Origin of the sequence: Streptomyces flaveolus, from assembly GCF_014648815.1 — a bacterium.
Taxonomy (GTDB): Bacteria; Actinomycetota; Actinomycetes; order Streptomycetales; family Streptomycetaceae; genus Streptomyces; species Streptomyces flaveolus.
This window is the reverse complement of record NZ_BMRV01000001.1, coordinates 736,644-748,545: the sequence shown is the minus strand read 5'-3', so window position 1 is coordinate 748,545 and position 11,902 is coordinate 736,644. Positions and strand designations below refer to the sequence as shown.

Annotated in this window: 10 protein-coding genes; 2 read left to right on the top strand and 8 right to left on the bottom strand. The window is 73.6% G+C overall.

The window, feature by feature from the left end; translation table 11 throughout:
- Nucleotides 1–14: 14 nt before the first annotated feature.
- The 8 genes from araD to IEZ05_RS03340 form a co-directional block, all read right to left on the bottom strand.
- A complete protein-coding gene (gene araD / locus IEZ05_RS03375) occupies nucleotides 15–1,745 on the bottom strand; it encodes an L-arabinonate dehydratase (RefSeq protein ID WP_189228437.1) in 1,731 nt (576 codons plus the stop codon).
- On the bottom strand, nucleotides 1,742–2,650 hold the full coding sequence (locus IEZ05_RS03370) for a dihydrodipicolinate synthase family protein (RefSeq protein WP_189228436.1): 909 nt from the start codon (nucleotides 2,648–2,650) through the stop codon (nucleotides 1,742–1,744). The genes araD and IEZ05_RS03370 overlap by 4 nt, the downstream gene beginning before the upstream one ends.
- Nucleotides 2,647–3,315 carry a GntR family transcriptional regulator gene (locus IEZ05_RS03365; protein ID WP_189228435.1) on the bottom strand — a complete coding sequence of 223 codons (669 nt, stop codon included), beginning with the start codon at nucleotides 3,313–3,315 and terminating at the stop codon, nucleotides 2,647–2,649. Before IEZ05_RS03365 ends, IEZ05_RS03370 begins: the two co-directional genes overlap by 4 nt.
- A 119-nt stretch (nucleotides 3,316–3,434) precedes the next feature.
- Complete coding sequence (locus IEZ05_RS03360; RefSeq protein WP_189228434.1) at nucleotides 3,435–4,187, bottom strand: MBL fold metallo-hydrolase; 753 nt, start codon at nucleotides 4,185–4,187, stop codon at nucleotides 3,435–3,437.
- A gap of 259 nt (nucleotides 4,188–4,446) precedes the next feature.
- Nucleotides 4,447–6,597, bottom strand: coding sequence for a laminin G domain-containing protein (locus IEZ05_RS03355; RefSeq protein WP_189228433.1), 2,151 nt, complete (start codon nucleotides 6,595–6,597; stop codon nucleotides 4,447–4,449).
- Between the two features lie 143 nt (nucleotides 6,598–6,740).
- Nucleotides 6,741–7,370 (bottom strand): TIGR03086 family metal-binding protein, encoded by a 630-nt coding sequence (locus IEZ05_RS03350; protein WP_189228432.1) that lies wholly within the window; start codon nucleotides 7,368–7,370, stop codon nucleotides 6,741–6,743.
- A gap of 294 nt (nucleotides 7,371–7,664) precedes the next feature.
- Nucleotides 7,665–8,834, bottom strand: a complete 1,170-nt coding sequence (locus tag IEZ05_RS03345; RefSeq protein ID WP_189228431.1) for a hypothetical protein — start codon at nucleotides 8,832–8,834, stop codon at nucleotides 7,665–7,667.
- Nucleotides 8,831–9,802, bottom strand: coding sequence for a 5-dehydro-4-deoxyglucarate dehydratase (locus tag IEZ05_RS03340; RefSeq protein WP_189228430.1), 972 nt, complete (start codon nucleotides 9,800–9,802; stop codon nucleotides 8,831–8,833). The genes IEZ05_RS03345 and IEZ05_RS03340 overlap by 4 nt, the downstream gene beginning before the upstream one ends.
- A gap of 245 nt (nucleotides 9,803–10,047) precedes the next feature.
- Between IEZ05_RS03340 and IEZ05_RS03335 the strand changes: the two genes are divergently transcribed.
- Together IEZ05_RS03335 and IEZ05_RS03330 are read left to right on the top strand one after the other, a co-directional pair.
- Complete coding sequence (locus IEZ05_RS03335) at nucleotides 10,048–10,857, top strand: NAD-dependent epimerase/dehydratase family protein (protein WP_189228429.1); 810 nt, start codon at nucleotides 10,048–10,050, stop codon at nucleotides 10,855–10,857.
- Between the two features lie 273 nt (nucleotides 10,858–11,130).
- Entirely contained in the window at nucleotides 11,131–11,901 is a 771-nt protein-coding gene (locus IEZ05_RS03330; RefSeq protein WP_189228428.1) for a DeoR/GlpR family DNA-binding transcription regulator, read from the top strand.
- Nucleotide 11,902: the final 1 nt, after the last annotated feature.

Here is an 11,902-nt window from a genome sequence, read left to right as displayed (position 1 = left end):
CCGCTGCCGCGGGGTCAGCCGGCGTACGGGTCCTGCACCGTGCCCGGGCGGGCCAGGAACGCGAAGTCGCAGCCGGTGTCGGCCTGGGTGATCTGTTCGTTGTAGAGCGCGCCGTAGCCGCGTTCGTAGCGGGCGGGCGGCGGTGTCCACGCGGCCCTGCGGCGCTCCAGTTCCTCGTCGTCCACATGGAGCTGGAGGGAGCGCGCCTCGACGTCGAGGGTGATCGAGTCGCCGGTGCGCACCAGCGCGAGCGGTCCGCCGACGTACGACTCGGGTGCCACGTGCAGCACGCACGCGCCGTAGCTCGTGCCGCTCATCCGGGCGTCGGAGATCCGCACCATGTCCCGCACGCCCTGCTTGAGCAGGTGGTCGGGGATGGGCAGCATGCCGTACTCGGGCATGCCCGGGCCGCCCTTGGGGCCGGCGTTTCGGAGCACCAGCACGCTGTCGGCGGTGATGTTCAGTTCCGGGTCGTTGATGGTGCGCTGCATGGTCCTGTAGTCGTCGAAGACCACGGCGGGACCGGTGTGCTTGAGCAGGTGCGGTTCGGCGGCGATGTGCTTGATGACGGCGCCGTCCGGGCAGAGGTTGCCGCGCAGGACGGCGACCCCGCCCTCGGCCGCGACCGGGTTGTGCCGGGGCCGGATGACGTCGTCGTCGTGGACGAGGGCACCGTCCAGCTGCTCGCGCATCGTGTCGTACGAGACGGTGGGACGGTCGAGGTGGAGCAGGTCGGGGATGCGGGAGAGGAAGCCGGGCAGGCCCCCGGCGAAGTGGAAGTCCTCCATCAGGTACGTCTGTCCGCCGGGACGGACGTTGGCCAGCACCGGGACGGTACGGGCGATGCGGTCGAAGTCGTCGAGGGTGAGGGTGACACCCGCGCGGCCCGCCATGGCGATCAGGTGGATCACGGCGTTGGTGGAGCCGCCGAGGCCGAGCACGGTGGTGACGGCGTCCTCGAAGGCGTCGGCGGTGAGGATGTCGCTCAGCCTGCGGTCCTTGCGGACCAGCTCGACGATGCGCAGCCCGGCCGCGGCGGCCATCCGGTCGTGCCCGGAGTCGACGGCCGGGATGCTGGAGGCGCCCGGGACCGTGACGCCGAGGGCCTCGGCGGCGGCGGTCAGCGTGGAGGCGGTGCCCATCGTCATGCAGTGGCCGGGCGAGCGGGCCAGTCCGCTCTCCAGCTCCTGCATCTCGCAGTCACCGATGAGGCCGGCCCGCTTGTCGTCCCAGTACTTCCACATGTCGGTGCCGGAACCGAGGGTCTCGCCGCGCCAGTGCCCGGGGAGCATGGGTCCGGCGGGCACGAACACCGCCGGCAGGTCGGCGCTGGCGGCGCCCATGAGCAGGGCGGGCGTGGACTTGTCGCAGCCGCCCATCAGCACGGCGCCGTCGACCGGGTAGGAGCGCAGCAGCTCCTCGGTCTCCATCGCGAGCAGGTTGCGGTAGAGCATCGGGGTCGGCTTCTGGAAGGTCTCGCTGAGCGTGGAGACCGGGAACTCCAGCGGGAAGCCGCCCGCCTGCCACACGCCGCGCTTCACGGCCTGGGCGCGGTCGCGGAGGTGGACGTGGCAGGGGTTGATGTCGGACCAGGTGTTGAGGATCGCGATGACCGGCTTGCCGAGGTGCTCCTCGGGCAGGTAGCCGAGCTGGCGGGTGCGGGCTCGGTGACTGAACGAGCGCAGGCCGTCGGTGCCGTACCACTGGTGGCTGCGGAACTCTTCGGGGGACTTCCCGGCCGTCATATCGCCCACCCCGCGGCGATCGCGGCGACCTCGGCGCGCTCGCTGTCGGGCAGCGGCTTGCTGGGCGGGCGGACCTCGCGGCGGCACAGCCCGAGGGAGGCGAGGGCCTCCTTGACGACGGTGACGTTGTTCGCGGAGCCGTTGGCGGCGCGCAGTTCCTCGAAGCGGCGGATCTGCTCCCAGACCTTCATGGCGGCCGGATAGTCACCGGATCGAAGCGCTTCGATCATGTTCAGCGAGACGGCCGGGGCGACGTTCACCAGGCCCGAGGTGAAGCCGGTGGCGCCCGCGGAGAAGTAGGAGGGCGCGTACGGCTCGGCGAGCCCCGCCACCCACACGAAGCGTTCGAGGCCGGCGTCGCGGGCGAAGGCGGCGAACCGGGCCGCGTCCGGGACGGCGTACTTCACGCCGAGGACGTTGGGGCAGTGGTCGGCGAGTTCGGCGAGGCGGGCCCCGGGGAGCTGGGGGTTGCGCAGGTAGGGCACGACGCCCAGTTCGGGCACGGCCTCGGCGATCGCGCGGTGGTAGTCGACCCAGCCGCCCTGGGAGACGTAGGGGTGGACGGGCTGGTGGACCATCACCATCTGGGCGCCCAGGTCGCGGGCGTGCTGCGCGGAGGCCACCGCGGTCGGCACGTCGTGGCCCACGCCGACCAGGATGGCCGCCCGGTCGCCGGCCTCCTCGACCGTCAGTTCGGTGACCAGGCGGCGCTCGGCCGGGGAGAGGGCGTAGAACTCGCCGGTGTTGCCGTTGGGGGTGAGGGTCGTGATGCCGGCGTCGAGGAGACGACGCAGCAGGGCCCGGTAGCCGGCCGGGTCGACGGAGCCGTCCTCGGCGAACGGGGTCACCGGGATCGCCACCACGTCGGCCAGGGCCGTCCGCTGGGTCTCGAACGTCGTTGTCATGCCTGACCGACCTCTTCCTGGGCCTCGGTTCCCGCGTGCGGGAAGGCCCGCTCGACGAACGACGCGATATGGGCGTGGAGGGCGCTCGCCGCGCCGTCCGCGTCGCCCGCGAGAGCGAGGCGCAGGATCTCCTGGTGCTCACCGGCCTCCCGTTCCCAGGAGGGGTCGGCGGCCCAGGCGACGGCCGAGACGAGGGCCGCCTGGTCGCGCACCTCGTCGAGCATCCGGCCGAGCAGCGGGTTGCCGCACGGTACGTACAGGGCGCGGTGGAACTCGCGGTTGGCGAGCGACCGTTCGGCCGTGTCCGTGGCCTGGTCGGCCCGGGACAGCGCGTCGCGGGCGGCGTCCAGGGAGGCGCCGCGGCGGACCGCGCGCTTGAGTGCCTCCGGCTCCAGGAGCAGCCGCACGTCGTAGACCTCGCGCGCCATGTCCGCGTCCACCATGCGCACGGTGACGCCCTTGTACTGGCTCATCACGACCAGTCCGGTGCCGGCCAGGGTCTTGAGCGCCTCGCGCACCGGTGTCTTGGACACCCCGAACTGTGCGGCGAGGTCGGTCTCGACCAGGGCCTGACCGGGCGTCAGGCGTCCGGTGAGGATGCGGCGTTTGATCTCCTCCAGCACGTACTGCGTGCGGGAGGGGATCGGCGTGGGCACAGAGGTCATGCGCGCCTCTCGGATCTCACATATCGCGTCTCATATATGACGTACGGAGTACGACGCGTTGAAGGTAGGAGGGGCGCAGTGCCGCGTCAATGCTTCTGACAAAGAAAGTTCGGACGCGCTCAGACGACGGTGCTGTGGCCCTCGCGCGCGGTGGCGGTCCGTCCGCCGAACGCCGCGGCGGCCCGTGCGGTCGCCGCCTCGGGGGTGAGCGTGGGCCCGACGTGCGTGACGAGCAGGCGCCGGGCGCCGGCCTCGCGGGCGGTGTCGCCCGCGTCCTCGGGCGTCAGATGCACCTGTTCGCCTTCGCGATGCACGTCGATGTCCGCCTCGCACAGCAAGAGGTCGGCGTCGCGGGCGAGTCCGGTGAGCGCGGCACACGGCCGGGTGTCCCCCGAGTAGGCGAGGACCCGGCCGGCGCACTCGGCCCGCAGTCCGTACGCCTCGACGTCGTGCCGGACGGCGCGGGCGGTGAGGCGCAGGCCGCCGTGGCGGGCGGTGTGGCCGTCGTGCAGCGGCCTGAAGTCGAGGAACGCGTCGAGGAACGTGGTGTCCGGGCGCCCGAAAAACCCGGCCAGGCGCTCGGCGCAGCCCTGCGGGGCGTACACGGGGACGGGCGCGGGCGGGGCCATCCCCCCGTAGGCGAAGGCGTACAGCGCGGACAGCAGGTCGGCGGTGTGGTCCGCGTGGAGGTGGGAGATCCAGATCGCGCTCAGCCGCGCCGGATCAGTGTGCCGCTGCAACTCCGCGAACGTCCCGGCCCCGGCGTCCACCCACACCTCGGCCCCGTCCCCACGCAGCAGATACCCGGAGCAGGGCCGCCCGGGGGCCGGGTGCGGGGAGGCGGTGCCGAGGACGGTGAGGGAGAACGCCATACGGCGAGCGTAGGCGCCGACGGAGCCTGTCGGCGGCTGTGCGGGACGAGGGCGGTGGGGGCAGCGGACAGCTGGAGCCCTCACCGCTGGGATACGGGCCCCGGGATCGGCGCGGCGACCGGAGCCGCCGCGCCTGCCGTCGACCGCCCAGGGCCCCGGCCGGGCGGCCCCGGCTCTGTGCTCGGCCCTCAGCGGCCCGGCGCGCGGTCCGTTCCGTCCGGCTCCGCACGAGCCGCGGACGGCGACGGACCGAACGGCGTCAGCCGCACAGGCAGGGCTCGGTCTCGTGGCCCAGGCCGATGACGTCCTGGTCCCGCAGCGCGCCCGCGTACGCCTGGAGTTCGTCGACGTCGCCCTTCAGGTACTCGCCCCAGCCCTCGGCCGTGCCGCTGCGCCCCACCTGGAGCGGACCGGTGCTCGTCCAGCCGTGGGGGAGGTGGGCGGAGGCCCCGTCGTTGGTGTACCCGTCGGCATACAGCTTGACCGTGTCGGTGCCGTCGTCGTAGACGACGGCCAGCCGCGTGCCGTAGTCATCGGCACCGGACGGCCTCGTGACCTGCGACACGACCCTTTCGAGCGCCCCCGCCTCGTCCCGCTCCGGCATGACCAGCTGCCAGGCGGACGCCGACGGGTCGTAGCGCAGCCGGAACGCGTCGGTGTGCTCACCGGCCTGCGAGAGGACCGTCATCGGCCGGGTGGCGTCCGCGTCGTCGATCCTTGCGACGACGGCGAGGGTGAAACTGTCACCGGTGTCCACCACGGGGGCTGCGAGCGCCGCGTGGCCGCTTCGGCCGTCCAGCGACAGGTGCCCGTCGCCGACCAGCGGGTACGGCTTCCAGACGCAGCCGGGGTCGAGGTCGGGGATGCAGGAGTTGTCAGGGGCTTGGTAGATCGAGGCGCCCGTTCCGAGCCGCAGCGGCGAACCGCCCTTGTTCTCGGGTGTGGTGTCGCCGGCGGCCGTGCTGAACGACCAGTGGCCGAGCAGCTCCGGCTTGCGGCGGGCGAGTTCGGTCGATTCCCGCGGGACGACGAGACGGTCGTAGGCGCGGACGTCACCGATGTCGCCGTGCCAGCGCTGCCGGTAGCCGTTCTTGCCGCGGACCCGGCCGATCTGGAACGCGCCTTCCGCGGCGACCGGCGCGGCCTTGGTCTTGGTGCCGACCTCGTGGCCGTTGACGAAGAGCTGGGCGTAGCCGGTCTCGGTGTCGTAGAGGCCCAGCAGGTAGGCCCACTCGCCGGCCTCCGGTGTGCCGCCGGTGACCTTGGCGCCGCCGAGGGAGAAGGCCCAGGCTGCTGCCCCGTCCGTCCGTACGTCCAGCCCCAGGGCGTAGGCGGTGCCGGAGGCGGTGTCCTGGCTCAGCACGGTCATGGCCCGGCCGGTCTCGGCCGGACGCACCCAGGCGCCGACGCCGAAGGTGCGGCCGCTGTCGACGGCCGGGCCGTCCGTGGTGAGGAAGGCGTGGCCGCTGCCGTCGAGGGTGGCCGTGGAGGTGAGGCCGGTTCCCGGGGGCACCGGGCCGCCGAAGGTCACGCCGCGTCCCGCCCGGGCCGCCTGGCCCGCCTCGGCGGCCGCCGTGGTGGAGCCGGCCGGGTCGGCCAGCTTCCAGCGGGAGATGGGCGCACTTCCCGACTTGGGGAAGAAGTGGTAGTCGGTTCGCCCGCTGACCCGACCCGCGCGGTCGACGGCGTGGACGCTGAGGTTCTCGGGGCCGTCCTCCAGCGGGACGAAGCGGATGGTGGCCGGGCCGCCGGGTTCGGCGGGACGCACGGAGCCGTACGGTCCGCCGATGAAACCGTAGCGGTACTCGACGACGTCCGGCGACGGGGAGTCCATGGTGAAGCTGCCGTAGATGCCGACGCCACCGGCCCGCCAGGTCTCCTCGGGATACTCCGGCGAGCTCACGACGGGCGCCTCGGGACTCGTGCCGTCGTAGACGAACCGGCACGGGGAACCGAGCGTCTGTGAACTCCACTCCGAGTTCGCCGAGCCGTCGTTGGCGCGTACGTGCCAGGAGACGATGGTGTCGGTCGGGATGTCGGACGGGAGGTCGATACGGTGCACGATGTCGACGACTGACGGAGTGGTGGTGAACGACCGACGCTGCTCGGTGCCCTGGGAGTCCGACCACCACACCTCGAACTCCGCGCTCAGCCGCTCGGGATAGCCGGGGCGGTCGTCCTCGACCGGGTCGGAGACGCGGGCAGTGAGGATCGGTGGCCGTCCGACGTAGGCCGGTGTGTCACCTGTCGCGCAGTCTTTGTATTCCGCCTGCAGCTCCCGGACCACCGGCGGCAGATTTCCCTGCTGCGCCGCGTGCGAGGTACCCGGCGCGACCGCCCCCACGACCGCCGCGAGGCAACTGCCCAGCAGCAGACCCCGTCTGCCGGATCGTCCGGCTCTTCCTGACATCGATGGCTCTCCTCCCCTTGATGCCCGATCATCGAGCGGCAGGAGGCTAGCAGTGACCACCGACAACAGTGATCACTTTTTTCGAGGCCGGGTGCGCCGGTCGTCGGGGCTCGTGAGCATGCTCGCGTCGTCCCCGCGCTCCCCTACCGCGCGGGGCGCGGCGGGCGGGTCCAGTTCGGGTCGCGGCCGCTGAGGCCCACCGTGCGGTCCAGGAGCGGGGCGTCGGCCGGGACGGGGACGACGGGGCCGAAGATGCCGCCCCCTCCGTCGGACTCCTCCGCGGCGGCGGTGAGGAAGCCGTGCGAGACCTGGAGCGCGGCCGGGTCGGGTGCGTACTCCTGGCCGGTGGCGCGGGCCAGGTCCCAGGCGTGGATCACCAGCTCGTCGACCGCCACGGCAGCGGCGACCGCACCGGGCAGATCGACGCCGCCGGCCCGGGTCATGCCGGTCCAGGCCTCCGGGGCCCGCCAGGCGTCGGCGAGCTCGTCGAGCACCTTGGGCAGCTCCTCGCGCCAGCCGGGACCGATGTCCGGCACGCCCGCGTCGGGACTGGTGTCGGTCGTGGCGCCCAGGTCCTTGCGCGCGGCGTCGCGGAAGGCGACGGCCAGGCCGGTCAGATGGCCGAGCAGGTTGCGGACGGCCAGGTCCGGGCACGGCGTCGGGTCTCCGAGGCACGCGTCGCTCACGCCCTCCGCGAGGCGCGCCACGATCCTCGTCTGCGGTCCGAGGTCGAGCGTGGGAGTGGCGGCGGAGGCGGGGGTGTCCTGGGTCATCAGCTGCTCCTCGGTGACGCGTGGCCGGCTTCCTCGGGAGGTAGACCGGCCACGGCCGCGGAACTCATCGGTCGCGCAGCCCGCTTCCGGGGCCCCTGCCCGAGGCCCGCGGAACCGGCCGTCCCCGGCCGCTGCCCGCCCCCGGGCCGCGCTGCCGGCGACGGCCGTACCGCTCGCCCGGCGGCCGGCGGACGCCGAAGGGGCCCCGCCTCGCCCTCGCCGTCCGCCCCGGCGCGACGCCCCGGGCCCACCGGAGGGTGCCGAGGGGGCACCGTCCCCCTCACCCGGCCGCGCTCACCCCCCGGCGAGCGCCGAGCGCACCGCCTCCAGGTCGCCGTCCGACGCCAGCCCGGCGTGGTACAGCCGCAGTTCCGTCGCGCCCAGCTCACGCGCGCGTGCCGCGTCCTCGGCGAGGGTGTCCGGGCTGCCGCCCATGCCGGAGACCACGGTGAGGTTGGCGGCCAGGACGGCCCCGGCGCGGCGTACCTCGGCGAACGGGGTCAGCAGGCCCGCGCCGCCGGTGCACGGCACGGTCACGCCGTCCGCGACGGACAGGATGTGCGCGGGGTCGACGCCGGCGTTGGCGCCGCAGTGGTACGAGACCGGGTCGGCGTGCAGCAGCACCTGGAAGCCGTCGGGTGCGGCGGCCCGGACGGCCGCGACCGCCGCCTCCTGGAGGGTGCGCGCGGTGTCGTCCCGCCACGCGCGCGTGGCGTTCGCCGCCGTCTCGCCGAGCAGCTTCTCCACACCCGCCCAGCCCCCGTCCGAGGGCGCGGCCCCCCGCCACACCGGCTCCAGCGCGGCCCGTACAGCGGCGGCCAGCCCGTCGGGGTCGAGCCCCCTCGTGCCGTATCCGGCCCGGCAGTCCGGGCAGAAGCACAGCGACATCAGGTACTGCCCGGCGTCGCCGAGACCGACCCCGCCGGTCTTGTCGTGGGCGTGCAGGTGGGCCAGCCCGTACCAGCCGAGGGACTCCAGCTCGGTGCCCCGTGCGCCGGGCCGCACCGCCGCCTCGACGGCCAGGTCCGTGAGGTACGCGCGCGTGGCGGGCTGTGCGATGCAGGGCGCCCAGGGGTAGCGGTCGCCGTAGGCGTTGACGACGGAGGTGTGCGGCTGTTCGGCGCCGAGACGGGAGTTGTGGGCGAGGACGACCCAGGTGTGCACCTCGAGTCCCGCGTCCGCGAGCGCGGCGGCGGCCTCGCCCCAGGCGTCGCCGGGCGCCCAGTCGCCGGCCTCGTACGGGCGGGGCTCGCGGCCCTCCCAGCGGGCGGCGTCCGGCGGGTAGAGGACGGCGGCGTACTCGGCGGTGACGACGCGGTGGCGCGGGTGGCGGGGGGTGAGGGCGCGGGTGGAGTGGTAGGCGGCGGCGAGCGTCACCTGCTCCACGCCGAGGCCCGCGACGAAACCGGCCGCCCCGGGGTCGCCGTTGACGTCCCACGGGTAGACGAACACCGACGTCTTCACTTGCCGTCCCCCTTGTTCCCGTCCGCGCCCTCGCCGGCGAGCAGCTCGTGTCCCCGCTCGATCAGCTGGGCGAGCTGCTTCACATGGTCCTCACTCGGTTCGTGCAGCGGCGCCCGCACCTCCCCCACGTCCAGCCCGCGCAGCCGTACGCCCGCCTTGACCAGGGCCACGGCGTATCCACGGCCCTGGGCGCGCAGCTCGACGAACGGCCGGTAGAAGCCGTCCAGCAGGCGGTGCGCGGTGGCGTCGTCGCCCGTGTGGAGCGCCCGGTGGAAGGCGAGGGCGATCTCGGGGGCGAAGCAGAACACGGCGGACGAGTAGAGGGTGATGCCGAGGGCGCGGTAGGCGAGCTGGGTCTGCTCGGCGGTCGGCAGCCCGTTGAAGTAGAGGAAGTCGCCGCCGGGGACCTCGGTGCGTACGGCGCTGACGATGCGCTGCATCAGGTCGAGGTCGCCGAGCCCGTCCTTGAGGCCGACGACGCCGTCCGTGCGGGCCAGTTCGGCCACGCTCTCCGGGGTGAACACGGCGTTGTCCCGCTGGTAGACGATCACGGGGAGGGAGGTCGCGGCCGCCACCTCCCGGTAGTGCCGCAGCAGTCCCTCCTGCCCGGCGACGACCAGGTACGGCGGCATGGCGAGCAGCCCGTCGGCCCCCGCCTGCTCGGCGAGCCGGCCGTAGCGCACGGCGAGCGCGGTGCCGTAGCCCGCGCCGGCGACGACGGGGACCCGCCCGGCCGTCTCCTCCACGGCCGCCCGCACGCAGACCTGGAACTCCTCGGGTGTGAGCGCGTGGAACTCCCCGGTGCCGCAGCAGGCGAACACGGCGGCGGCCCCGGCCTCGATGCCGTGGCGCACGTGCGCGCGGTAGACGTCGAGGTCGACCTCGCCGCCGGGGCCGTACGCCGTGACGGGGAAGAACAGCGGCCCGCTGGGGACAGTGAGCCGGGCGGCGAGAGGGGCTGAGGTCACGGGCGGTCCCCATTCCATATGTATGATCTGCGTCTATATTTCTGAACGCCTCCACGCTAAGCCGCCGCCCGGAGGCCGGTCAAGCGCGCCAACTCCCGACACACCAGCGGACTCTTCGCTTCCGCACCGCTTCGCCCGGATACTTGACGGGCCGCGCCTCCCCTCCTTAGCGTGTCCACGCATATGAACGCCGTACGTCCATGCGTATGGCGGCCGCTTCGAGGAGACCCCAGGAGACCCCGAGGATGCCCGCTCCCCGCACCGTTCTGCTCACCGGCGCCGCCGGCGGCCTCGGCACCCTGATGCGGGACCTGCTCCCCGGCTACGGCTACGAGCTGCGCCTGCTCGACCTGCGCCCCGTCGAGGGCGAGCCGGACGCGATCGTCGCCGACCTCGCCGACAAGGACGCCGTGCGCGAGGCGGTCCGGGGCGTCGACGCGATCATCCACCTCGCCGGCATCTCCCTGGAAGCCTCCTTCGAGAAGATCCTCAAGGCGAACATCGAGGGCACGTACCACCTGTACGAGGCCGCCCGCGAGGAGGGCGTCGGGCGTATCGTCTTCGCCTCCTCCAACCACGCCGTCGGCTACACCCCGCGCCCGCAGGGCGACGACCCCCTCATCCCGGTCGACACCCCACGCCGCCCGGACACCTTCTACGGTCTGTCCAAGTGCTTCGGCGAGGACCTCGCCCAGCTCTACTGGGACAAGCACGGCCTGGAGACCGTCTCGGTCCGCATCGGCTCCTGCTTCCCCGAGCCGACCAGCGTGCGCATGCTCTCGGTGTGGATGAGCCCCGCCGACGGCGCCCGGCTCCTGCACGCGGCCCTCACCGCGGAGAACGTCGGCCACACCGTCGTCCACGGCTCCTCCGCCAACACCCGGCTGTGGTGGGACCTCACCTCCGCGCGGGCGCTCGGCTACGCACCGCAGGACGACTCCGAACCGTACGCCGAGAAGCTCATCGCCGAACAGGGCGACCTCGACCCGGACAACCCGGCGCACGCGCACCTCGGCGGCCACTTCGTGACCGACCCCCCGATCTGGCCGTACTGACCGGAAGACGACCCCACGACGGGCGGGCGGGCACCGAACGGGCCCGCCCGCCCCCGTATACGGGCGTCCGCGCTGCCCGTTCCCACCCCGTACACCGCTGCCTCCCAGGTCCGCGGCGGGCACCCGGCGGCCGAAGCGGGCACAACCGGGCAGCATCGGGCCCGCAACAGGCCTGGTCAGTGCCGCGGAGCCGCTGTAGAACTTCACCCAGGGACCGCACAGGGCCCGAACGGGCAAGGACGCGGCGACAAGGCGGTGAGGCGGGTGTTCGGCATGAGCGCGAGGACGGCGGAGGAACGGCAGCGCGAGATCGTCCGGGTCGCCCGCGCCACCGGCTCGGTCGACGTCACCGCGCTCGCGGCCGAACTGGGCGTGGCCAAGGAGACCGTACGGCGTGACCTGCGCGCCCTGGAGGACCACGGCCTGGTCCGCCGCACCCACGGCGGCGCCTACCCCGTGGAGAGCGCCGGCTTCGAGACCACGCTCGCCTTCCGCGCCACCAGCCACGTCCCCGAGAAGCGCCGGATCGCCTCCGCCGCCGCCGAACTGCTCGGCGACGCCGAGACGGTCTTCGTCGACGAGGGCTTCACCCCCCAGCTCATCGCCGAGGCCCTCCCCCGGGACCGTCCGCTGACCGTGGTGACCGCCTCCCTGCCGGTCGCGGGCGCCCTCGCCGAGGCGGGCGACACGTCCGTGCTGCTGCTCGGCGGCCGGGTCCGCCCCGGCACGCTCGCCACCGTCGACCACTGGACGACGAAGATGCTCGCCGGGTTCGTCGTCGACCTGGCCTACATCGGCGCCAACGGCATCTCCCGCGAGCACGGCCTGACCACCCCCGACCCCGCCGTCAGCGAGGTCAAGGCGCAGGCCGTCCGCGCCGCCCGCCGCACCGTGTTCGCCGGCACGCACACCAAGTTCGGCGCGGTCAGCTTCTGCCGCTTCGCGGAGATCGGCGCGCTGGAAGCCATCGTCACCAGCACCCTCCTGCCCGCGGCCGAGGCCCACCGCTACTCGCTGCTCGGACCGCAGGTCATCCGCGTCTGAG